Raw genomic sequence first — 24,508 nt, 5'->3', positions numbered from 1 at the left:
TTAGAATGGATGAGGTCGCTTAAATCAGAAAAGAAAAAGCAAAATAAGTTTTTTAAAATACATCGTATCATCTCCTAAGCAAAATAATAAAATCACTTATTCGATTTTGGCGAAATTTCCGTTTTGTCAATCGGTATATTTCACAAATGCATAGATGTATTTTTGTACAATATGTATACATATAATATTTTATTAGATTGTGCAAAATGACAACAATAAAAGGGGTGAGAAAAAGAAAAGATAGTATTTACGGTACAAATAGCCATCTTTTCTCTTAAGTTAATGACATTGCCCCACAGGCGCCCTCCCCTCAAAAAGCCTTCTTCCTATACTTCAGTGGAGTCGTCCCCACGCATTGTTTGAAGTTCTGTATATAGATATTTACATTTTTATACCCCGTCATATCCGCGATCCGGCTTACCGAGTAGTCCGTTTCTTTCAGAAGACGTTTGGATTCATTGATACGGCAGCACTTCAGGTACTCATATGGTGACACTCCCGCTGATTTTTTGAAAACTCTAATGAAATGATATTTGCTCATGGATACCTTTTCTGCCAGCAGTTCTATGGTGATCTCGTCCCGAAAGTGTTCCTGTATATATTCGGTTATTTCCAGCATTGCTTCGCGATGAAGGATATAAGCCTTATCCTGCCCCGGATTCAGCTGTTCTACCAGAAGTTCTGCAAATATATTTTCCATGGTACTCGCAATCCGGATATCTGCGGTTCCCCCGCTTTGGGCAGCCCAGCCGCGCAGGTCTTTCAGAAGTTCATTCAGACGAATGGGATCTGAAATATCCATAAATACTGCTCCCTGCCCCCGGAGCATTGCATAATAGTTGTCGGCAGAACTGCCATAAAAATGGACGTATTTAAATTCCCATTCCTCCGACTCCGTACAATAAAATTGATGCGCACTGCAGCTGATCAGCGATACGGTATCTTTTGTCAGAAAATACTCCTGTCCCTGATATTCCAGATAGCCCTGCCCGGATAATGTATAGAGAAGCAGGTAGGTGTCAAGGCCTTCTCTGTCTGTGTAATATCCCGGATACGCGCGATAATGCCCCAGCGAATCCACATGGAAATTCAGTTTTTTTGCCAGAATACCCGATGTGTGTCTTACATCATAGGAATCCCGGGACAGTGCATAGTAATATTGTAATTTCATCCTGTCTCCTTTACGGCAATATTCCTATATTTTTACGCAACATTCAAAAACATTCCCTTTAATATAGATGATATAATTATATAAAATAAAAGAGCATAAATCAAATATTTTTATAGGAGGCCATTATGAACAACCGTAAACGTCTGCATGCAATCATGAATTATGAAAAACCGGACCGTATGCCTGCCGTACATTTTGGATTTACCCCGGAGGTTATCGAGAAATGGGTACAGGAGGGACATGTCAGCAAAGATATCCTGGATCTGGAAGAGTATTCTTTTGAGGCGGAGTCTATCCTTTCCGAAAAGCTTGGGTTTGATTTCGGCTGGCATGCTAACCGCATTACCACCACAGAATTATTTCCTTTTTTTGAGGAAAAAGTAGTCGAGCACCTGGACAATGGCTTTGACAAATATCTGAACTGCGATGGTGTCTATGTCCTCCGGCGAACCGGAGCAAAATCCATCCCCGCTGAGGTTGACCATCTGTTGACCGACAGGGACTCCTGGGAAAAATATTACCTCCCCAGGCTCACCTATACTGAGGATCGTTTTTCCCAGGCCGAATTAGACTTTGCAAAAGCAGAACAGGCCAAAGGAAATCCCATCGGCCTCCACTGCGGCAGCCTATGCGGCAGAATCCGGGATTATCTTGGAATCGTCGGCTTAAGTTACCTGACGGCCGACGATGAAGAGCTGCTTGAAGAAATGTTCCAAACCGTGGGAGATCTCTGCTATCAGTCCGTAAAGCGCACACTGGAAACCGGCGTACAGTTTGATTATGCCCATTTCTGGGAAGATGTCTGCTACAAAAACGGCCCCCTGCTCTCTCCGGCAATGTTCGAAGAATATACCGCACCATTTTACAAAAAAATAACCGATCTCCTCTCTGAATACAATATTGACATAGTCAGCGTAGACTGTGACGGCCTGGTAGACTCACTTCTTCCGGCCTGGCTGGAAAACGGAGTCAATACCATGTTCCCCATCGAAGTAGGCACCTGGGATGCCAGCATAGCTCCCTGGCGCATCAAATACGGTAAACAGATAAAAGGAATCGGAGGGATGAGGAAACATCTCCTCGCACTGAATTACACAGCCATCGATGAAGAACTCAACAGACTCAAACCAATGGCTGAAGAATTAGGGTATATACCCTGTCCGGACCATAGAATCCCCGAAGACGCACGGTGGGAGAATGTGCAGTACTACTGTGAGAGGGTGAAGGTGTTGGTATAGGAGGGGACGCCTGCATGGAGCGGGACAAAGGAGGGCGGTGTGCTGGATGGGGATCTTCTGCGGGGATAGCGGATCAGAATGGCTATGCGTTATATCTACGCAACATGAATTTATCAATGGCCTTTCAATTAGAAGCCTTCTCTTTAATTCAATGGTCTCCTAAACATATCTTAAACCACAATGCTTAATCCTTCCATAACACTCCCCAGATACTTACCCAGCCAGCACGTCCCTTCGTACCCAATACACAACCGCTGCACCCTCCCGCCAGGAGGCACCCAGCTGTGCGGAAGGTGATTCATGCTCCCTGGGGAACTGTGTATGCCGTTTCAAAACCCTCACAATGTGCCATAGAATCAGTAACAGAAAAAATGTGAAAAATAGAGGGCAATATTTGATGTCCGCATCAAATATTGTTGCCGCCGGCGGTGCGAATGCATCAGCATTCGGGCCAACTGCGGCATGTCCCTCTATTTTTCACATTTTTTCTGTTACTGATTCTCGGCGCACAGTGCGGGTTTTGAAACGGCATACACAGTTCCCCAGGGAGCATGAATCACCTTCCGCACAGCGTCTCTCCCCTACTCAATCCGCTTATAAATCTCCAGATCCAGCGCCACTATTTTGTCATATCGTTTCAGCGCTTCTTCTACGTTTCTTTCTTTCATCATCTGTACCATTTCCAGATGATAAGGAAATGTATTCAGTAAAATAGGAAAATAATCAAAGTCTTTTTCTTCAAAGTATCCGTACAGTTCGTCGTCAAAGGTTTCATACATCTCGATCATATTACAGACCAGGCTGGTCATCTCCTGATTGCCGTAGCACTCAAGGATGTAACGGTGGAAATGATGGTCCATCTCTTTGGGCATGATTCCGGTTGATGCTATGGCATTCATCTGTATGGCCATATCCTCCAGCTCTATCAGACGTTCTTCTGATATGTTTGGTATCGCCTTTTCCAGGCTGTAACGCTCCAACACTGTCTTCACTTCAAATAATTCAAGAAAATTTTTTAATGCCAGGTGGATGCTGAGCTGCCTTCCTTCCACATAATCTGTCACAAATGTCCCTTTTCCGACTTCTGCATGGACAACGCCCTGGTTCTCCAGTTCTCTGATCGCTTCACGCAGACTTGGACGGCTTACTTTCCAATCCGCTGCCAGCTTCCTCTCCCCGGGAAGTTTATCTCCGGGACGCAGGTTTTCCTCTTTTATATATTGATATATTTTGTCTGACAATTTAGAATATAATAATCTTTTATTTTCTATTTCTCTGTTATAATCCATATTGCTCCTTACCGGTCTGACCGCTTTTTATTTGATTATAAGACAGCCTTGAAGCCGAGTCAAGCAATATTCATTTATCCGTTCATATAAATCCTATTAAAATGGCTGCCCTGAACTTCCCACAAAGTGTATATTAAAATTTATGCCCCCGTAAGACCACTGAATGCTGTGGCCTTACGGGGGCATTGAATCATCTAACATACTCTACGCCATATCAAGAATAATCTGCCTGCGGAGTTCTCTGGCATAGGATAACTTTCTTTTCCGCTCCATACGGATATGGAAAAGGAAAAAGCCAAATCCCATAATCATACAAGCCGCTGCTGCAGATCCTGCTAATGCCGGCACCGATATACTTCTGCCGATTCTTCCGGAATGCCCTTTGGAAACTACAGCCACCGGCTGAATCTTTGAAAATGAAACCTGAATCTCACAGTCCTGACGGATGTTATTCAGAGTGTATCCCTCCTGATATTTTTCAATATCCTCTTCCGCCCCATTTACCATGAGTGAGGACAATTCATATCCATCTTCGGGCTGGTATGTGACAGGGAAACTTTCTCCTCTCAGTACCTTTCCGCTCTCGCAGACTGTCCCGTTTTCCCCCCTGACCGTCACCTGAAAATAGTATGGTATTTCCGTTTTATAAAAACGTATCTTTCTTTCACCGGCTGTATTTGTCACATTTACTGCAACGAGAAATACGCCTGGTTCAATCTCACATATGGATTCGGGCTCGTCCTCACTAATATCTTTAAAATTAAAATTCAGCTGTGGATCGGCAATCATTGTTTTCTTAGAAATAGAGTACACATGCATGAAATCTCCGATTCCAAGATTAAGTGTTAGCGGGAAATTAATAATATAGTCTCCAGATACCGCTAAATCCTGAAAATTATTACCTTTCGCGGTATCCGCATATTGCCCAAGATCCTCAACAATCTGAAAATCTGAATTTAAAATCTTAAAGCTGTAACCGCCTTCTATATTGGTTTGGATGACGTACTGATCCGTATCCTCTTTATAATCAATTCCCAGGATATTATAATCGTCACTGATTTTGATCTTGCCCTTGTATCCAAGTGTATCCGGGTCCATCACAAAAAGACATCCCCTGTTCTCGGGATCAATATCGGTATACAGAGCAACATAGATCTCATTCTTCTCCGGGTTGTAGGCCATTCCATTGCCATGTTCCCAGTTCATATCATTCACCCGTTTTGCCAGAGAATACTGTTCCACCGGATTACCATCCGGGTCCACATCATTCTTATAATATGCAGATACAACATCCGGGTCCTGGTTCTCTCCCGTATTCTCAATACAGATTATATAATCATCTGTAGCACAAATAGACTGGACCACTCCCACAGATCCAATCAGATTTTCCTCATATACCTGCTCCCAGGTAAGGTTGGAAAACGCATCGTCTCCTGCGATCTCAGCCTTACATTCCATACCAGAAAAGGTAAGGAGGGCGGCAAGTGCAAGAAACCCCTTAATTAATTTGTCTTTCATTCAGTTTAACTCCCCTTTGTAACTATTTCTCCCGTTGAATTATAATTATACCAAAATTGCAAAAAAATGGCTACTGATTTTTTACAAAAAGCAGCAAAAAACAGGAATATGTAAATTTTCAAAGTAAATGCAACCGGTAATGGACATAGGGGTTGCATTTACTTTGAAAATTTACAAATTTGTTATTATACACGAAATGAACTAAATACCGATTGTTTTAGACATATAATTTGTGCTATGATAAAAAGGTATCATTAAATTTACATAAGTACACTGCTCAGGAGGACACTATGAAAATTGATGAAACGTTGTCTGTACTTGATAACACTACAAAGGAGTTCCTAAGCGATAAGATTCTGTATCTCGTTAATCAAATTCCTGATTTAGAATATATTATATTATTTGGCAGCTATGCCCGAATGGAACAGTCTATAAAAAGCGATATTGATTTAATGGCAATTACTTCCTACATTCCTGACCGATTACTTCGGGGAGATTTATGCAGTAAATTTGAGGAAGAAAATATAGATTTAGTATTTTATGATGCAGATACATTTCGGAACTCAGACTGTCTCTTAGTATCTCAGGTAAAAAAGGAGGGCATTGTATTATGGAAAAGAAAATAAATTCTTACTACGGAATGGCATATAACGATTATTGTTATGCAAAAGCTGGCATGCAGGTAGGGGAACAGCTTGGTAACTACAATGGAGTCGCTGCTTTATGCGCACAGTCTGCTGAAAAGTATTTGAAGGCAGTTCTGGAAATAACTTTTGCCAAGGACGCGCTTGGGCTTATGCATTCCCACAATCTCCGCGCTATAACCAACAAGCTAAAAGAAGCATACCCTGAATTAGAACTTTCAACAAAAGACATGAAGTGGCTCGGCGACTTTTATTTTGATGCAAGATATCCCGGCGACAATTTTGTAGAGGTGAATAAAGAAGATGCTCTTGAATGTATACGGATAACCGAGGATTTGCAGCAAAAGGTAAGAAATCTTCTGGAACAGAATCAGATTGAGAGAGAAAATAAAAAGGCGCAGATTCAAAGCCTGGATTCCTTTGACCTGTAAAGTCCTTCTTGCAATACCCCAACTAAAATGCGATGAGCTTTTTGCTGGGGTATTATTTCTGCTTAGGTTTATCTTTGGTACTGACTTGACCGAGGCGGGGCCTAAAAAATCCGTTATGTCCTTTTAACTCTATCAGATATTCTCTTTCTGCTTTATACCTTTCTTTTTTTAATTATTAATCTGGGATATACTACATTATCAGCGTCTGATCTACAGCAGTTCCACGTTCAATGCCCAAATGTTCAACTTTAGTCTTATAATTATTACCTAAATAGTAAAATCTAAGACTATCCACCTTCTCATCAATAATTTCAGATAATAGTGCCTTCAGTCTGACACACTGTGCATTGTCTAATATACACTCAAATACCGAATTCTGCACCCGTCTCCCATAATTAACGCATTGTTTCGCCACTTTTCGTAATCTGGTTTTTCCGGCAGCTGTTTCAGTATTCACATCATAGGTAATCAATACTAACATACTCCACCTCATTTCCACAAGAACACTGGATATCCGTCCAAATCGCCTCTGAGATACCGTGCAAGCAGCATCGCCTGTACATAAGGAACCATTCCCCATTCAACCTTTTCTTTCAAATATGGGTGGGTTAAAGTTTCTTTCTTTTTATTTTGCCATTCTGTTAATACGGTTCTCCGAAGTTCATCATCCATAAGAACCGCACCATTTTCTTTTTTGTCAAAATTCTTTCCGCTGATAATCTTTTTATTGATCAAAGACAATACAAAACGATCCGCTAACACAGCGCGCAGCTCTTCTATTAAATCCAATGATAATGATGCCCGTCCCGGGCGTTCTGTGTGCAGGTATCCGACACACGGATCTAACCCTACTGTTTCCAATGCTGAAGTAATAGTATTTGTTAATAGTGTATATACAAAAGAAAGCAAAGCATTTACATTATCCAGAGGCGGCCTCTTATTCCTTCCCTGAAAAACGAAATCCTTTTTCTGTTGTAATATCAATTCATCAAATACACCGAAGTAGACGCTCGCTGCTTCTCCTTCAAAACCTCTCAGCTGTTCTTTTGATTTGCACATCTGAATAAGCTCTATTGAATTTTTCAAATTATCAGATGCACTCTTAACTTTTTCAACATTGATTTGCATGCCATGGTCTCTTGTTGCCCGTTCAAGTACCCAGCGGGCATTATACACTTTTCCGATAATACAATTTTTTGCAATATCGAGGCTTTTCTCCTCGTTTTGGCTGCTTGCATATTGCTGCTCTCTTAAAATTACATTTCCTTTTACTTTTCCTGTAACTCTGGCCAGGAATTTTCCCTGTGGGGTTAAATAACACAGAGAAATATTCCTGTCTGCGCATGCCCCCATCAGAGCAGGACTTGTACCGCGGTATCCAAAGGAAACAATTCCTTCCAGATTATGCAGAGGGAGCCTGCCAACTTCTTTTTCTGAATCCAGCACTACAATGTTTTCACCATCCAAAGACAAATAGCTGTTTTCAGATGTAACGTAAAGTGTATTTAGTAGTTTTTTCATTCGGCTCCCTCCTCCAGTATCTGATCCATGTAGTCTTTCACTGAAACAGCTTTTCCCAATTTAGGAAGACAGATATCTTTAAGAGAACATGCATTACATGCTTTGCTATACTTCACTTTAGGAGTATACTGCCTGTCATAATACTGATGCATCTCCAGAAACATATCTTTTACTTCTTTTCGAAGTTCTTCTGTTATTTGGATAATATCACGTCTTCTCGTCTCACCATAGAATATCGCCCCCTCCGGCACTGATATGGAAAACATTTCCTCCAGACAGAGCGCCTGTGCGGCAAGTTGAAGCCGGTCTTCCTCCGTTACTTTCGGTTTGCCTTTCTTATATTCAATCGGATAGACTTCGTATAGTCCACGATGTCCATATAGCTTAATCCCATCTTCACTTTTATGGAACTCCACCACATCACACTCTCCGCTTACTCCCATGATTCTGGATGATACAGGGAGTGCCCTTGTAATCAGGACATCTTTCCTTTTCTCAGTTATATACGGGTCATGGACTTTTTTGTGCATCAATTCGCCTACAACTGTATGGACATTTTCATCCCATTGCTGCTCAATATGAATCAAAGCCCACTGCCGCCGGCAAAACTTAAAATGCTGTATTCCCGATATCATCAAACAATCTTCTTCTGTGTATTCCATTATATCTTCCTTGTCACTTCTATAGAATCCGGTATCAGCTCCTTATGTATCTCTACCGTATAATCCTTATACTTTCTCGGATACTGAACATCCGCCTTTTTATTCACTTCCACTGCATCAAATAATTTGTACGCAGGACAATCCCCCAATTCTTTGCTGTGTTTAAATACAATCAGCTCCCGAACTGCCATCTTACCTCTCGCGGCAGAGTGGTCATGCTCAAACATATTAATAATTGCCTCCCACAAAAGTTCGAGATCTTCTTCGGAAAATCCAGTCACCTTTCTGGCAAGGTTCGCAGAAATATACCCTTCCACACGATACAAAGCATACGGCACTATATTTTTTCTTCCCATTTCTGTGCTCTTATTTTCAGCATCTTTTTCGGTTGTAATAGCAACTCTTGTAATTGTTACTTCCTGGCTGATAATAGGGTCAATACTTCTTGCAAATCCAAGCTGTACCGGACCTCTGACCTGACCACAGTTCAGTGCAGCTTTCACAAATGTAGTCATAACAGCTCCAAAAGTTCTGATATCATAAAATTTTTCACACATAAAATCCCGGATTTTCACATCTGCTTCAGGATCTTTCTTTTTCAGCTCTTTTATTGTTTTATCATTCACGCCCAAATGAGTATAAGCTTCATTATCGCTTCTGTTTAATGGTACATCTTCTTTGATATAAATCCGATGGCCTTCTGCATCTTCTTTTACTATCTCTACATAATTCCTGATTTTCCTTTTCAGGCAGACATCTGTTACAAGGCCATATCCGCTTTCCGGATCTATTCTGGGCATATTCCCTGCATCGGGATCTCCGTTCGGATTACCATTCTCAACATCAAATAATACTACGAATTCATACCTGTTTTTAATCACTTCGCTCATTTACTTGTCCTCCCTTTTCTCATATCTTTTCTGTACCTGATGATAGTAACCTAACATAAATCTGCCCTGTTCTTCCAATGTCAGGCGTTTTGGATACTGATCCAACTTTCCCATAAGAGTTGTCAGAAGTTTTTCATAGTACACTTTTGCTGCTTCTTTCGTTCTATCTATTTTTTTAATATGGCTGTTTTTCAACTTCATTAATATAGGAAAAACTGATTCAGGCGTAGTACACGCTGCATTGAAGTATCTATCCCGAATGGTTGCATTAATTCCCGGATTAGCCTCTTCCTGAACTGCTTCTAATACAGAAAAAATTCGCCCCAATACATATGCGGCATCATTACTTTCTTCGTTTAATCCCATAAACTCATCTCCTTTGCCCCATGCACAATTTCTTATTAAATAAGCCTTTACAATTGCTGCCCTTCCCCATGTCACCTTGCCCTGCTCTGCTCTTATCCGAATCATGGTATTACTATATAAATTGGCCGGATATCTTCCTCCTGATAAAACAGCCTGCAGCACCAGCGCCGCCATATTCGGAACAGGTTTTTTATCTTTTGATTTTTGATTCACCGTCTCCTGAAGCATCTGGCCTATTCCTAAATATTCACGTTCTTCCCACGAAGGCCTTACAATTTTCATCCTTTCATAGTGCCTGGCAATATTCTTTAAAATATTTCCAAAAGAATTTTGATAGAAAAATCTAACAGCCAGCCGGGCAGCATTTGGAGCTAAGCCTAAAATATAGAAATCCTGCTCTGTATTTAATTTAATTCCGCCAATATCAATTGCTTCCTGTTTTTTTACTGCATCAAATATCCCACGTATGGTCTCCTGATTATCCGGTTTAGGATCCACCGACCAGCAAAATAAATCCTGATAAACTTCTTCCCCATCTTCTGCCCAAAATACAACCATTGTATCACCAAACTGAAAGGTATAATTCCTCTGAGCCAGCAGGTAATTCAATGCTGTTGTATATGCAAATGCAGCATATTTTCCTACCGGAGCATTGTAGCTCTGCTCCTTTCCATATGATTCAAATGCCGGGGCATTAAAAGAGACCAGTGCCGCCCCACTGGACTGCGCTCCTGGCACACCTTTAATCGTATTATGTATTCTTGATATTTCGGCTTTCTCTCCTGTAACCAGGCATGTCCCGGTAACCTGTTCTGAACCGGCTTCCAGTGCCTGCTCCCATACCTTCTTTATTTCACAATCATCTTGCGCATAGTCTCCACTCATGCAAAATATTAAGTTGCCGCCTTCCGTTATTTCATCCCAAACTTCCTGCAATTCTTGATTGTCCGCTGCATTTTCAGGTTTCCATTTTTCGAAATATCTTTTGACTGCCTCAGCCATTTCATTATGTACATTGGCCAACAATGACAAGTGTTTTTCTTTAGCTGCCTGAAAGCAATTCAATACCCTTTGACTCGTTCCCTCGGCATCAATTCCCAACAAATATTTTGAATTGTCACACAAAAAATTAGCTGATACACCTGACGACCTTGCTACCATCTCCGGAACCTTAATCTGAGAAGGAAGCCACACTGTTTTCTTGCCTCGTTCGTCTTCACGTTTTAACGGGATAATCCCTTTTATATCGCCATCTTTTGAAAGGTTAATTCCAAATGATACCTTTGCATGACACCAGCCCTGCCTTGTAACTTTGTCTTCATCCGCAAGGGTCTCATAATGCTTCACCAAAGCCTGTAAAATCATCGAATCACCTCACAGTCTCTTAAATCTAACATACCTTTCTTCATAACTGCCCGGAAAAACATGGGTTGTATCTCTCCGCCCTCCAAATACTCCATATCAAACAGCATAAATCCCAGATCTTTTTCATCCACTTGATCATAGGCCGTTGAAACTTCGTCTTCTTCACAGAGACTAAATTTAGCGGGAAATTCTCTGCATCCCAAATAGGGATTGTGAAAGCATTCTCCCTTTTTCAACCGTCTCATGATATTATCTTTAAATTTACCAGGATTATCACTTGCATTTGCTGCATTTGTCATATCGAAATGCGCCTCAATCACATATTCTACATCTCGCAAAAGCAGCGATGCTCTCTGTACAATCTCTTCCCTGCTGCTGATAAAAAGCGGTTTTTTCCCACCGTTATATGCTGCCAGTGCATTACTTGCAGATAATTTGCTTTTCACCTCATTCCTCCGTATGCTGGTAAACTGTATGGGGTTTACCACATAAATCTTGTCAATCACCCAACGCATTCCGGGATGCCAGTATACGGCCTCTAAAATCCCCCTGGCCGCCGAGGGTGTTATGACATCGTAGGAGCATCTTTCCACCTTCATCTCTGGTCTGCTGAACAGTGCATACTCTCCCCAGACCTTTACTCTCACGCCTATCCCCATACTTTTTCCTCCTTCCTGTCTCTTATAAAACTTCACCCGAGCGATAGCATGCAGCAATATAATCCCTTGGCTGGTAATAAAAATCCGTATTATAATCAGACAGATGTTCATCAATCCATGAATGATAAACCGCCCAAATCCCATCTGTTATAGATTCATCCGAATACGAATCTTCTACCAGACGCTCATACACCTCCCCCATAGTCCAATAATCAGGAACTTTATATCTGCACTTCTTTTCATTGTCAAAGTCACCCTGTGTTATTTCATATTCTTCTATAAATTCCATTGCCACCTTTTCTATCGGCTCACAATGAAAAACATCTGCATACTCGTAGATCCTGTCAACAGCTTCCTTTCCGAGTGCCTCAGTTATTTCTTTTCTCGTTCTTTTCATTTTTCTTCCAATAAATTCAATTAAACTGCATGTAAAAAATAATTTATTATTATTTATTGTTCCCATACGCTGCCTCACTTCCAATAAAATTTAAAGTATCAAGCGCAGAAATAGTATGAAAACTGATTTGGTGGGTCGGATAATTGAACTTTACAAGCTCCCAAAATGCTGCCCTTGTTATCTTTCCATCGATAACGTTCTGCACATAATTAAATATTGCATCATCAGCCATAGGACCTTCTACAATATCATAACTGTGAGACTCTCCGTGTCTGCACGCGATAATAAAATCTAACCACTCTTCGGTCATCATACTAAAGCTTAAAATCTTCAGTTTATCATTATAATTGTATTCGTACTTATTAATATATCCATTTTTCCCAAAACGTGTTGCCCAGCGCTCAGACTGTTGTTCATATTTTGTACAGTAGAAGCCAAAATAGAACTCCTTGTTATATCGGGCTTTTCTTATTTCTGGATATTCTACAATTTCTTTACTTCCATGGTATAAAATCATACAACTCCACCTTCTTAATTAATGATTATTAATCTCATGACACCTCCGAAATCAGAACTAATTATATTAAACTTATTATGAAAAACTAGCTCCCCTTTTTTTCTAAAGTGTGTTACAGCATTACTGCACACCCAAACTCTACATCCAGTACCAGTCCCATTTCTTCCGTATACTGATCTTCAGTACGCAGCAAGAAAAAGTCTTCATTCATATCTTCCGAAATACCCCCAAGCATACCTGCTGCATATAATTTCTGAAATTCATTTTCATATACATTTATACAATACTGCCCTGCTTGTCTCATCAGTTTTTTAGTAAAACCTTCATATTTCAGTTTTATCAGAATCTCATCTGCTTCTTGCTCTCTATTGATAAAAATTGTTTTTGTATTCTCCTCAATAATTTTAAATTCTTTGCTTACTTTAGCAAAAGGATATCTTCCTTTCCTAAATTCGCTCAAAATATCTTTCTTATCCAGACTTTCTCCACGAAAATGATACAGCATCTTAAAGTATTTAGACACAGACTCCAGCGAAGATATATCAGCTTCATCATCCAGCAAATCTTTAGTCACAGCTATCTGCTGTTTCTGCCCCGGAACATACTCTCTTTCATCAAATCGGAAAATATAAGTCCTGCTTTCCTCGACATCTCTTCTGCCCTCTCTGTTGCATCGTCCTGCTGCCTGAATTATGGAATCCACTCCAGCCAGCTGTCTATAAACTGATTGAAAATCCAGATCCACACCCGCCTCTACGAGACTGGTTGATATTACGATACATCTTTCGCCTTCCTGCAAACGCCCCCTTATCTCTTTTAACACCCGTTTTCTATGACAGGGGTACATACACGTGGAAAGATGATATATACCTACGCCATCCAATTTTTTATAGATGTTTTGTGCTCTCTTTTTTGTGTTCACTATACAAAGTGCCTGATTTTCCTTTCCCAATCCGACAACTAATTCCTCTTCCGATATAGTTTTCAGGTTGTGAAAAGATACACGTCTAAAAAAACGGAACTGTTCCTCAAGTCTGGGGCACAGCTCTGTTGATGCTATGTCTTTCTGAAAAAATTGTGATAATGCGGGCTGTGTTGCAGTACACAGAACAATACTTGACCGATATCGTTTTAAAAGTTCTTCCATCATAGCTATACAAGGCTTTAAATAATCATTGGGCAGCATCTGCGCCTCATCAAAAATAATCACACTGTTAGCAATATTATGAAGTTTCCTGCATTTCGATGATTTATTAGCAAACAGGGACTCAAAAAACTGGACATTTGTTGTAACAACCACTGGCTTGTCCCAGTTTTCTGCTGCCAGTTGCATTGGCTTCAACTCTTCTTCACTATCATAATCTACATTACAATGATTTTCCAGGACATTATTTTTTCCTAGAATCTCACTAAAAACCTTGGCATTCTGTTCAATAATACTGGTATAAGGAATTACATAAATAATTCGATCCAGTTTATTCTTGACGGCATGTTGGAGGGCAAAGGCAAGAGATGCTACTGTTTTGCCGCCTCCCGTTGGCACTGTAAGACGAAAAAGCCCTCTTTTTAAATCTCCCATTTCCAGGCAATTTTTAAGAATTTCCGTTCTTCTTCCATTTACAGTATCCTTATCAGTATTAGAGAGCCAGCCTGAAATATGTTTCTGCAGTCTTCCAAGCAAAATTTCTATAGAATCTCCGGAATCTCTGTCTGTTTTCCCTGCTTTCATAAAATTTTCAGTATCCAGAAAATCGGCATCTACCAGACAAGAATAGAGCATTCTGATAAAGGTGCTTAATGTAAAGTCTATATCCTTAGCCTTGCTTAGATCAAACGGAGGCTCCGATAAAGGCGGCACACAAATCTCACTTTTATATGCCTGATAATCTTTTACGCTTTTCTTTAGCCGTCCCTTAAATGTAGGCGACCTGCTTGTGTCTGAATCCTCCCCCGTATCTGGCAGTCCTGCATGATGCCCTGCTATACAATAACTAAGAAATCCATACATACCGCCTCTTTCATAACACAATTTTGCCCCGGCAGTTGAATGATCAACACGTATATCGCTTCCTGCCAATCTCTGCTGAAATTCTATGGAATATTTTCCAATATCATGCAACATACCACAACAATACCCCCAATCATAACAACCAAAGACTTTCGCAAATTCTGCTGACACATTAGCTACATTTATTAAATGATCCTTTAACTCCTGTTCTCCCGCTTCCGCTTCAATATGAGCTAAATATCTCATTCAATCCACCCTTTCTTCTCCTGCCTTATTCTACTCACGCAAAAACATCATTTCGCCCAATACTCCCACGTAGGGAGTGACATAGACATTATGATATGTGTTCACCTGCACCCGGATTTCAATCCACACTCCCACGTAGGGAGTGACTCTTCTGGAGTATAATCCACCTTATCCATACTCTGATTTCAATCCACACTCCCACGTAGGGAGTGACTTGATTTGATCATGCGGAATGTGTATCAACAGGAATTTCAATCCACACTCCCACGTAGGGAGTGACGAGAGTGTTTAGCCACATTCTCTCGAAAGGATAAATTTCAATCCACACTCCCACGTAGGGAGTGACCACACCTGCAGAGCAGCTCGCAGGTGCACTGAATATTTCAATCCACACTCCCACGTAGGGAGTGACGAGTTTTTGAGAACAGAATAAAAACAAGCAGTGGAACATTTCAATCCACACTCCCACGTAGGGAGTGACTTACTGTAGATTGGGTATCAAAAATTCCTTTGATATTTCAATCCACACTCCCACGTAGGGAGTGACGCCGTATAATGTGTATACGCCGCCGCCAAAATAATTTCAATCCACACTCCCACGTAGGGAGTGACGTCGAAATGGCCTCAGAAATGAAGCACACGAACAAATTTCAATCCACACTCCCACGTAGGGAGTGACGTATTCAAACGCTTCTGCGGATTCCTGAGCCGAATTTCAATCCACACTCCCACGTAGGGAGTGACGTCCCCTTATTATACTCGCTTCCGACTACCACCGATTTCAATCCACACTCCCACGTAGGGAGTGACCTTGAAACGAATCAGGCAAAAGTAACAGTAGCGGATTTCAATCCACACTCCCACGTAGGGAGTGACATCGTTAAAAACTTATTATAACTGGGTAAACGGAATTTCAATCCACACTCCCACGTAGGGAGTGACGTTGCTGCAATCAACGAATTAGTTACATCATTAAATATTTCAATCCACACTCCCACGTAGGGAGTGACGATCATAAATTGAGCGATATTCACTATCCTGTGATTTCAATCCACACTCCCACGTAGGGAGTGACAGCAAAATTGCACGATTTTTTCACAGAAAAATTATACTTTTCTTCTAAATTTTAAACTATTTTCTAATAAATTACAATTCTTTTTACTCTGATCCACATTTTTTCTCGCCATTATTTGACATTTTGCACTTTTTTCAGGCGCGAATCCCCCCGGAATTTTATGTCCACTTCACATTCGCACCCAATACATTGTGAAATAAATAATCTCCATTTTGCTCTACCCAGCTTATATCATCTTGCTATTTACTTTTCAGTCTTTAGTTTGAATCACTTCTTTCAATTTGTTCCCCTTCATTTTCCAACCCAAAGCACACTAAAACGATTTTTACAATTCGGATATCATTCCTTAGCCAATTATTTATCACTTTTACATAGTCACCATGATACGGTGCTGTATAGTACACATATCTATGTCCCCAACTGCCTGACGATGCAGGTTCTGTATATGCTGTCAACGCCCTGCATAAATGCGGCAATAACTTCCGATAATTCATTAAGGTATATAAAAAACCCTATATCAACCTTAACTGGTCAATATAGGGTCCTTTATAATTATTGTCAAAGAAAAATACCAAAATCACTGATAAAATTCTTAATCCTATCTATCAGCTATACTAGCCTATGCATTCTTCTTAGCAATTGCAGCCTGAGCAGCAGCCAGTCTTGCAATCGGAACACGGAATGGTGAGCAGGATACATAATCCAGACCAAGTGTGTTACAGAATTCTACTGAGCTTGGATCTCCGCCGTGCTCGCCGCAGATACCTACGTGCAGGCTTGAATTAACCGGCTTTCCTAACTTCAGGGACATTTCCATTAACTTGCCGACACCTGTCTGGTCAAGCTTAGCAAATGGGTCGTTCTCGAAGATCTTGGTATCATAGTAAGCATCTAAGAACTTACCGGCATCATCACGTGAGAATCCGTATGTCATCTGTGTTAAGTCATTGGTTCCGAAGCAGAAGAAGTCAGCTTCTTTTGCAATGTCATCAGCTGTCAGGCAAGCTCTTGGGATCTCGATCATAGTACCAACTTCATACTTGAGCTCGATTCCTGCTGCTGCGATCTCAGCGTCTGCAGTCTCAACAACGATATTCTTAACAAATTTAAATTCTTTGATATCTCCAACCAGCGGAATCATGATTTCCGGGCAAACGCTCCAGTCAGCATGTGCTTTCTGTACGTTGATAGCTGCGCGGATAATTGCCTTTGTCTGCATCTTTGCAATCTCTGGGTAAGTAACTGCAAGACGGCATCCACGGTGTCCCATCATCGGGTTGAATTCATGAAGGGAATCAATGATTGTCTTGATCTGCTCTACAGTCTTGCCCTGAGCATCTGCAAGTTTCTTGATATCTTCTTCCTCTGTAGGAACGAATTCATGAAGCGGTGGGTCTAAGAAACGAATCGTAACCGGGTTTCCTTCCAGTGCTTCAAATAAGCCTTCAAAGTCTCCCTGCTGTACAGGAAGGATCTTCTCAAGGGCTGCTTCTCTTTCTTCTACTGTATCTGAGCAGATCATTTCACGGAATGCATCGATTCTGTCGCCTTCGAAGAACATGTGCTCTGTACGGCAGAGTCCGATACCTTCTGCTCCAAGTTCACGAGCTTTCTTAGCATCTTCAGGTGTATCTGCATTGGTACGAACTTTCATTGTTCTGTACTTGTCAGCCCATCCCATGATTCTTCCGAACTCACCAGCGATTGTAGCGTCTACTGTCGGGATTAATCCGTCATAGATGTTACCTGTAGAACCGTCCAGAGAGATTGCATCTCCTTCGTGGTATTCTTTTCCGCCAAGTGTGAACTTCTTGTTTGCCTCATCCATAACGATGTCGCCGCATCCGGATACACAGCATGTACCCATTCCACGTGCAACAACGGCAGCGTGAGATGTCATACCGCCACGTACTGTCAGGATACCCTGAGCAGCTTTCATACCTTCGATATCTTCCGGTGAAGTCTCAAGACGTACAAGTACGACTTTCTCTCCTCTTGCAGCCCACTCTTTTGCATCGTCAGCTGTAAATACAACTTTACCGCATGCAGCTCCTGGTGAAGCTCCGAGTGCTTTGCCAACCGGTACAGCAGCTTTCAGTGCAGCAGCGTCAAACTGTGGGTGAAGCAGTGTATCTAAGTTTCTAGGATCGATCATAACAACTGCTTTTTCTTCTGTGATCATTCCTTCATCTACTAAATCGCATGCAATCTGCAGAGCAGCCTGAGCTGTTCTCTTACCGTTACGTGTCTGCAGCATGTACAGCTTTCTGTCTTCGATCGTGAACTCCATGTCCTGCATATCTCTGTAGTGGTCTTCCAGTTTATCACAGATTGCTACAAACTGATCATAAACTTCCGGCATAACTTCATGCAGCTGAGAAATCTTCTGAGGTGTACGAACACCGGCAACAACGTCCTCGCCCTGTGCGTTCATCAGGAATTCTCCCATGAGCTTCTTCTCGCCTGTAGCAGGATCACGTGTAAATGCAACACCTGTACCTGATGTATCTCCCATGTTACCGAATGCCATCATCTGTACGTTAACAGCTGTTCCCCATGAATACGGGATATCATTGTCACGACGGTATACATTCGCTCTCGGGTTGTCCCATGAACGGAATACAGCTTTGATAGCGCCCATAAGCTGTTCCTTCGGATCAGCCGGGAACTCTTCACCGAGCATGGTCTTGTATTCATCTTTGAACTGTCCGGCCAGAACTTTCAGATCATCTGCTGTCAGATCAACGTCCTGTGTAACGCCTTTTTCTTCTTTCATCTTGTCGATGAGTTCTTCAAAGTATTTCTTACCAACTTCCATAACTACGTCAGAGTACATCTGAATAAATCTTCTGTAGCAATCCCAAGCCCAACGCGGGTTGCCTGATTTTTCAGCCAGTACGTCTACTACTTCTTCATTTAAACCAAGGTTCAGGATCGTATCCATCATACCTGGCATTGAAGCTCTTGCTCCTGAACGAACGGAAACAAGAAGCGGGTTCTCTTTATCACCGAATTTCTTTCCGGTTACTTCTTCCATCTTTGTGATAGCGTCCATGATCTGAGTCATAATCTCGTCATTGATCTTTCTGCCATCGTCATAATACTGGGTACAAGCTTCTGTTGTAATTGTAAATCCCTGCGGTACAGGAAGACCCAGGTTTGTCATCTCAGCAAGGTTAGCACCTTTACCACCAAGCAGGTTTTTCATGGTTGCATTACCTTCCGTAAACATATAAACCCATTTTGCCATTTTTTAATGACCTCCTAAATAATTTTTTCAAATAAAATTGCACTAAGTCGCATATAATATATTAATGGTTTTATTTATGCTCGTCAAGCATTTTGTCCGTAAATTCGCACAATATTTACAGGTTTTTTTTGTCTATTATGCCCTTTTACGGTTTCTTTTCATTTTTTCTTCGGAATTATTCACAATTTTCTTTTTAGGATATGTTGAAAACCGGGCAAATCTCACTGTAGAAAGGAGTTTTCCCGGTTTTCCTGTTTTCTTTTTGTACCTATTATTATACGTGTTTTACATAATATGCCTTTCAAAAATTATGCATCTTTTAAAAATGCAAGATACCCTTTTAGTGCCTCATAAAGGTCAGCCTTGCTGGATACTTCCCAGGGCGCATGCATGTTCAGCACCGGAATCCCGCAGTCGATCACATTCATTCCATAGTCTGCCATCAGGTAGGCGATCGTGCCGCCTCCCCCCTTATCTACGGCTCCCAGCTCTGCGGTCTGGATGACTACTTTATATTTGTCCATGATCTGCCGTAGCTGTGCCATATACTCCGGATTTGCATCGTTTCCGCCGGATTTTCCACCACTGCCGGAATATTTGTTGAAAACCAGACCGTTCCCAAGATATGCGGAATTCTTTCTTTCATAATACTCTTCAAACATGGGATCGTAGGCCGCACTGACGTCTGAAGAAAGCATCTGGGAATTGCTCAGCGTCCGGCGCAGCGCCAGTTCAGAGAATCCGCCGCACAGCTCCATAATCTCCGCCACTGTATTTTCAAAGAAATGAGAGCGCATGCCTGTGGCGCCCGTACTGCCGATCTCCTCTTTATCCACCAGAAGACAGCAGGATGTGCGTCTGGACATTTTCAGTTCCAGGAGTGCGAGCAGTGAAGTAAAGGCACAACTTCTGTCGTCCTGCCCATATGCCAGTATCATACTCCGGTCCAGGCCGCAGTCCCTGGCTCTGCCGGCCGGCACGATCTCCAGCTCCGCGGATATGAAATCTTCCTCCTTTATCTGATACTGCTCCTGAAGCAACTTTAAAATTGTCTGTTTTACCAATTCTGTTTCTTTTTTATCATCATCACTGTTGATAAATTCCAGATGTTTCTTTGTGGCACTCTTTTTAAGCTCCGTTTTACTGCATGGCAGATTACCGATCAGAAGATCCAGTTTTTCGGCATCAATCAGCTCTTTTACCTTTTTTTCATTCTGTTCTCTCCCAAGATGAGGCAGAAGGTCTGTGATTACAAATACCGGATCCTTCTCTTTTTCTCCGATCTTGATCTCTATTTTCGTGCCGTCTTTTCTGATGACAACGCCATGAATTGCCAGAGGCAGCGCCAGCCATTGATATTTTTTGATGCCTCCGTAATAATGAGTATCCAGATATACATGCCCCTGTTCCTCGTAGAGCGGAACCTGCTTCACGTCGATACGCGGGGAATCAATATGTGCTCCCAGTATATTCATTCCTTTTTCAAACGGCTCAGAGCCGATCTGAAAAAGTACCACCGCTTTATCCATCTGGCAGGCATATACTTTATCTCCCGGCTTTAGCGTCTCCTTTGCCTCCCGGATCAGTTCCAGATCCCGATACCCCTGTGCTCTTGCCAGTTTAATTGCCGATGCGGCACATTCCCGTTCGGTTTTGCTGCAGTCCAGAAAATGACAGTATGCGTGGCAGATATCCTCCACGCGTTTTCTCTCCTCCGCACCGTAATAGTTCCAGGCATTTTTTCTCTCCATAACTACTTCCTCTTTCTACTTTTATATTCTGCATCGCTGCTTTCACTAAAAGATAGTATGGATGATTCTGCCAGAATCTATTCTTTCCATATGGCAAAAGCTTTCTTCATTTATTAATATTGCTAATAGATACTGCTTTCTTTTATTATTTCATATCTCTCAAAAATGCACAGTAACCGCGGTATGCCTCATAAACATCCGCTTTGCTTGACACTTCCCATGGAGCATGCATACAGAGCACCGCGACTCCTCCGTCAATCACTTCCATGCCGAACTGGGCCAGTATGTATGCGATGGTGCCGCCACCGCCGACATCGATCTTGCCCATCTCCGTCATCTGGAAGGCAACCTGATTCTCATCAAATACCCTGCGCAGCTTAGCAATATACTCCGCATTTGCATCGTTGGAACCGCTCTTTCCTCTGGAGCCTGTGTGCTTTTTGATCACGAGTCCATTTCCAAAGAAGGAAGAGGATTTCTTGTCATACACGTCTGCATACATCGGATCAAACGCGGCGCCCACATCTGAGGAAATCATGGTTGAATTCGCAAGTGCATGGCGAAGTTTCAGTTCGGAAAATACACCCATCTTATCCATCAGATCTGCGACTGCATTTTCAAAGAAACGGGAATGCATCCCGGTTGCACCCACGCTTCCGATTTCCTCTTTATCTACAAGGATACAGCAGGAAGTACGTTTTACGTCCTTTACCTCCAGCATGGCTGCAAGTGAAGTATATGCGCATACACGGTCATCCTGTCCATATGCCATGATCATGCTTCTGTCCAGACCGCAGTCTCTTGCTTTTCCGGCAGGTACTACCTCCAGTTCAGCTGACATCAGGTCTTCTTTTTCAATATCATAAGTCTCTTTAAGCAGTTTCAGGATCTGTGCGGCGGCAGCATCCTTCTCCTCACCGGCAAGCGGCCTGCTTCCGATCAGAATATCCAGATTTTCACCCTCGACTACTGTCGTCGCTTTCTTTTCCATCTGCTTGCCGGAGAGATGGATCAGCAGATCTGTCACAACAAAAACAGGATCGTCTTCCTTTTCTCCAATTGAAATGTCCACGGTCGTACCGTCTTTGCGTACTACCACACCGTGGATTGCCAGCGGAAGCGTCACCCACTGATATTTTTTAATACCACCGTAATAGTGAGTATCAAAATATGCAAATCCGCTTTCCTCATACAATGGATTCTGTTTCAGGTCCATGCGCGGGGAATCAATGTGTGCCCCGAGAATATTCATGCCATCTGCAACAGATTCTTCTCCGATGTTAAAAAGTGCTATTGACTTGCCCATCCATGCGGCATACACCTTGTCTCCGGGTTTTACTTCCCCCGCTTTTGAGAGTTCTATGTAGCCGGCTGCCTCGGCCTGTCTGATGACTTCCGTAACACATTCCCGCTCTGTTTTACCAGTATCAAGAAACTTTTTGTAATCACTGGTCAGAGAATCCAGTTCTGTTAATTGGCTTTCCGTATAAACTTCCCACAAATTTTTTTCCATGTTTTTTCCCGCCCCTTACAGATGCATTCAGCCTGATATAATATACAGGTACGATGGTATCCGAAGGGCACAGACACAATAGTAAAATGTGTGCCTGCATTATTCCTTTCCATTTATTTTTTTCTTTTACCGCACGGACACATTGCCACGGCGTTCTATATCCTATTCTGCTTATAGCAGATTAGGACGCAGCTCTTTTTCTAAAGAGTACGCCCTAAAAATATTAAAATCTTAATTTTTCCTCGAAGTATGCTTTCAGATCTTCAATTTTGATTCTTTCCTGTTCCATGCTGTCTCTGTCACGCACAGTTACAGCGCCGTCTTCCTCAGAATCAAAGTCGTATGTTACACAGAATGGTGTTCCGATCTCATCCTGACGGCGGTAACGTTTTCCGATATTTCCACGGTCATCGAATTCGCAGTTGTAATGTTTGGACAATTCTGCAAATACTTTTTCCGCGCCCTCGTTCAGCTTCTTGGATAATGGCAGGACACCGATTTTCACAGGTGCAAGCGCCGGATGGAAATGCATAACAGTACGCATGTCTCCGCCCTCCAGCTCTTCTTCATCATATGCACTGCAGAGGAATGCCAGTACCATACGGTCTGCTCCCAGTGAAGGCTCAATAACATACGGGATGTATTTTTCTTTCTTCTCATCATCAAAGTAGGACATATCCTGCTTAGATACTTCCTGATGCTGTGTCAGGTCATAATCGGTTCTGTCAGCAATTCCCCACAGTTCACCCCATCCAAACGGGAAAAGGAATTCCACGTCTGTGGTTGCCTTGCTGTAGAAGGAAAGCTCTTCCTGATCGTGGTCACGGTATCTGACTTCATCGTCTTTAAGTCCCAGTGAGCTCAGCCAGTCAAGGCAGAACTGCTTCCAGTATGCAAACCAGTCCAGATCGGTGCCCGGCTCACAGAAAAATTCCAGCTCCATCTGCTCGAATTCTCTTGTACGGAAGGTAAAGTTACCTGGTGTAATTTCGTTTCTGAAAGATTTTCCGATCTGTCCGATACCAAATGGGATCTTCTTTCTGGATGTTCTCTGGACATTTTTGAAGTTTACAAAAATACCCTGGGCAGTCTCTGGTCTGAGGTAAACTGTATTCTTCGCATCTTCTGTAACACCCTGGAAGGTTTTAAACATCAGGTTAAACTGACGGATATCTGTAAAATTATGCTTTCCGCAGGAAGGACACGGAATCTGGTGCTCTTCAATAAAAGCTGTCATCTGTTCCTGAGACCATGCATCAACTGCACCCTCAATGGCAATATCATGCTCTGCACAAAAATCTTCTATTATCTTGTCTGCCCTGAAACGCTCATGACATTCACGGCAGTCCATCAGAGGATCCGAAAATCCACCCAAATGTCCTGATGCAATCCATGTCTGAGGATTCATAAGAATCGCACAGTCCACGCCCACGTTATAAGGGGACTCCTGAATGAACTTCTGCCACCATGCTCTTTTCACGTTATTCTTCAGCTCTACGCCGAGATTTCCGTAATCCCAGGTGTTGGCAAGTCCGCCGTAAATCTCAGACCCCGGGTAAACAAATCCTCTTGATTTAGCAAGAGCTACAATTTTATCCATCGTTTTTTCTACCATAATACTGCTCCTCACATTCTATTTCATCTCAATTGGTAACTATTATAACGGGTGGAGCACACATTTTCAAGCCATTTACTCAAAAATCGGGATTTAGGCAACGAGCTTCAGTCTCGTTGACGGACGGGGACGCTTAATGACAGGGATACCGGGGAGGTACTGGGGCTGTATATGCCGTTGCGAAATGCACCCGTGCGGTCAAGTGCTTCTAGAACCCCCGCTGCCGGACAGACGGGTACGCTGAACACATCACGGGAAATCTGATGATTTCCCGCGCTGGGTTCAGCAAAAACTTGATTCGGTGATCAAGTTTTTCCCCGTCTGTCCGGCAGCGGGGGTTCAAGAAGCACTAAACCACACTCTCAGCATTCTCGCAACGGCA

At 42.2% G+C, this 24,508-nt stretch carries 19 protein-coding genes and 1 CRISPR repeat array; of the genes, 3 read left to right on the top strand and 16 right to left on the bottom strand.

Going from position 1 to position 24,508, the window contains the following annotated elements; all coding sequences use genetic code 11:
* Positions 1 to 310: 310 nt before the first annotated feature.
* Complete coding sequence (locus HMPREF0240_RS05020; protein ID WP_009002361.1) at positions 311 to 1,171, bottom strand: AraC family transcriptional regulator; 861 nt, start codon at positions 1,169 to 1,171, stop codon at positions 311 to 313.
* A gap of 125 nt (positions 1,172 to 1,296) precedes the next feature.
* On the opposite strand from HMPREF0240_RS05020, the gene HMPREF0240_RS05015 reads away from it, so the two are divergent.
* Positions 1,297 to 2,409 carry a uroporphyrinogen decarboxylase family protein gene (locus tag HMPREF0240_RS05015; RefSeq protein ID WP_009002360.1) on the top strand — a complete coding sequence of 371 codons (1,113 nt, stop codon included), beginning with the start codon at positions 1,297 to 1,299 and terminating at the stop codon, positions 2,407 to 2,409.
* Positions 2,410 to 2,990: 581 nt separating this feature from the next.
* Here HMPREF0240_RS05015 and HMPREF0240_RS05010 read toward each other — a convergent pair.
* Together HMPREF0240_RS05010 and HMPREF0240_RS05005 are read right to left on the bottom strand one after the other, a co-directional pair.
* Positions 2,991 to 3,698, bottom strand: coding sequence for a GntR family transcriptional regulator (locus HMPREF0240_RS05010; RefSeq protein ID WP_009002359.1), 708 nt, complete (start codon positions 3,696 to 3,698; stop codon positions 2,991 to 2,993).
* A gap of 204 nt (positions 3,699 to 3,902) precedes the next feature.
* A complete protein-coding gene (locus HMPREF0240_RS05005) occupies positions 3,903 to 5,216 on the bottom strand; it encodes a hypothetical protein (RefSeq protein ID WP_009002358.1) in 1,314 nt (437 codons plus the stop codon).
* Positions 5,217 to 5,506: 290 nt separating this feature from the next.
* Between HMPREF0240_RS05005 and HMPREF0240_RS23305 the strand changes: the two genes are divergently transcribed.
* Both HMPREF0240_RS23305 and HMPREF0240_RS04995 read left to right on the top strand, forming a co-directional pair.
* Entirely contained in the window at positions 5,507 to 5,842 is a 336-nt protein-coding gene (locus HMPREF0240_RS23305; protein ID WP_009002357.1) for a nucleotidyltransferase domain-containing protein, read from the top strand.
* Complete coding sequence (locus HMPREF0240_RS04995; RefSeq protein ID WP_009002356.1) at positions 5,827 to 6,291, top strand: HEPN domain-containing protein; 465 nt, start codon at positions 5,827 to 5,829, stop codon at positions 6,289 to 6,291. Before HMPREF0240_RS23305 ends, HMPREF0240_RS04995 begins: the two co-directional genes overlap by 16 nt.
* Positions 6,292 to 6,481: 190 nt before the next feature.
* Here the strand turns inward: HMPREF0240_RS04995 and cas2 are convergent, their stop codons facing one another.
* The 13 genes from cas2 to HMPREF0240_RS04930 form a co-directional block, all read right to left on the bottom strand.
* Entirely contained in the window at positions 6,482 to 6,772 is a 291-nt protein-coding gene (gene cas2, locus HMPREF0240_RS04990) for a CRISPR-associated endonuclease Cas2 (protein ID WP_009002355.1), read from the bottom strand.
* 8 nt (positions 6,773 to 6,780) lie between these two features.
* The gene (gene cas1c, locus HMPREF0240_RS04985; protein ID WP_009002354.1) at positions 6,781 to 7,812 is read right to left on the bottom strand and encodes a type I-C CRISPR-associated endonuclease Cas1c; all 1,032 of its coding nucleotides are present in this window, start codon (positions 7,810 to 7,812) and stop codon (positions 6,781 to 6,783) included.
* Positions 7,809 to 8,474, bottom strand: coding sequence for a CRISPR-associated protein Cas4 (cas4, locus tag HMPREF0240_RS04980; protein ID WP_009002353.1), 666 nt, complete (start codon positions 8,472 to 8,474; stop codon positions 7,809 to 7,811). Before cas4 ends, cas1c begins: the two co-directional genes overlap by 4 nt.
* The gene (gene cas7c / locus HMPREF0240_RS04975; RefSeq protein ID WP_009002352.1) at positions 8,474 to 9,364 is read right to left on the bottom strand and encodes a type I-C CRISPR-associated protein Cas7/Csd2; all 891 of its coding nucleotides are present in this window, start codon (positions 9,362 to 9,364) and stop codon (positions 8,474 to 8,476) included. Before cas7c ends, cas4 begins: the two co-directional genes overlap by 1 nt.
* Positions 9,365 to 11,095 carry a type I-C CRISPR-associated protein Cas8c/Csd1 gene (cas8c, locus tag HMPREF0240_RS04970; RefSeq protein WP_009002351.1) on the bottom strand — a complete coding sequence of 577 codons (1,731 nt, stop codon included), beginning with the start codon at positions 11,093 to 11,095 and terminating at the stop codon, positions 9,365 to 9,367.
* A complete protein-coding gene (gene cas5c / locus HMPREF0240_RS04965; RefSeq protein WP_009002350.1) occupies positions 11,092 to 11,754 on the bottom strand; it encodes a type I-C CRISPR-associated protein Cas5c in 663 nt (220 codons plus the stop codon). The genes cas8c and cas5c overlap by 4 nt, the downstream gene beginning before the upstream one ends.
* 22 nt (positions 11,755 to 11,776) lie before the next feature.
* A complete protein-coding gene (locus HMPREF0240_RS04960) occupies positions 11,777 to 12,217 on the bottom strand; it encodes a hypothetical protein (RefSeq protein ID WP_009002349.1) in 441 nt (146 codons plus the stop codon).
* Entirely contained in the window at positions 12,201 to 12,668 is a 468-nt protein-coding gene (locus tag HMPREF0240_RS04955) for a DUF3990 domain-containing protein (RefSeq protein ID WP_009002348.1), read from the bottom strand. Before HMPREF0240_RS04955 ends, HMPREF0240_RS04960 begins: the two co-directional genes overlap by 17 nt.
* Positions 12,669 to 12,780: 112 nt before the next feature.
* Positions 12,781 to 14,922 carry a CRISPR-associated helicase/endonuclease Cas3 gene (locus HMPREF0240_RS04950; RefSeq protein ID WP_009002347.1) on the bottom strand — a complete coding sequence of 714 codons (2,142 nt, stop codon included), beginning with the start codon at positions 14,920 to 14,922 and terminating at the stop codon, positions 12,781 to 12,783.
* A 49-nt stretch (positions 14,923 to 14,971) separates the two neighbouring features.
* A CRISPR array of direct repeats spans positions 14,972 to 15,997; the repeat unit is 32 nt; unit sequence ATTTCAATCCACACTCCCACGTAGGGAGTGAC.
* 619 nt (positions 15,998 to 16,616) lie between these two features.
* Positions 16,617 to 19,247 (bottom strand): pyruvate, phosphate dikinase, encoded by a 2,631-nt coding sequence (gene ppdK, locus HMPREF0240_RS04945; RefSeq protein ID WP_009002346.1) that lies wholly within the window; start codon positions 19,245 to 19,247, stop codon positions 16,617 to 16,619.
* Positions 19,248 to 19,555: 308 nt separating this feature from the next.
* On the bottom strand, positions 19,556 to 20,998 hold the full coding sequence (locus tag HMPREF0240_RS04940; protein WP_009002345.1) for an aminopeptidase: 1,443 nt from the start codon (positions 20,996 to 20,998) through the stop codon (positions 19,556 to 19,558).
* A 145-nt stretch (positions 20,999 to 21,143) separates the two neighbouring features.
* Positions 21,144 to 22,511, bottom strand: coding sequence for an aminopeptidase (locus HMPREF0240_RS04935; RefSeq protein ID WP_009002344.1), 1,368 nt, complete (start codon positions 22,509 to 22,511; stop codon positions 21,144 to 21,146).
* A gap of 223 nt (positions 22,512 to 22,734) precedes the next feature.
* Positions 22,735 to 24,126 carry a glycine--tRNA ligase gene (locus HMPREF0240_RS04930; protein ID WP_009002343.1) on the bottom strand — a complete coding sequence of 464 codons (1,392 nt, stop codon included), beginning with the start codon at positions 24,124 to 24,126 and terminating at the stop codon, positions 22,735 to 22,737.
* Positions 24,127 to 24,508 lie beyond the last annotated feature (382 nt).

The organism is Clostridium sp. D5, from assembly GCF_000190355.1.
Lineage (GTDB): Bacteria > Bacillota > Clostridia > Lachnospirales > Lachnospiraceae > Faecalicatena > Faecalicatena fissicatena_A.
This window is presented reverse-complemented; position numbering and strand designations above follow the sequence as displayed.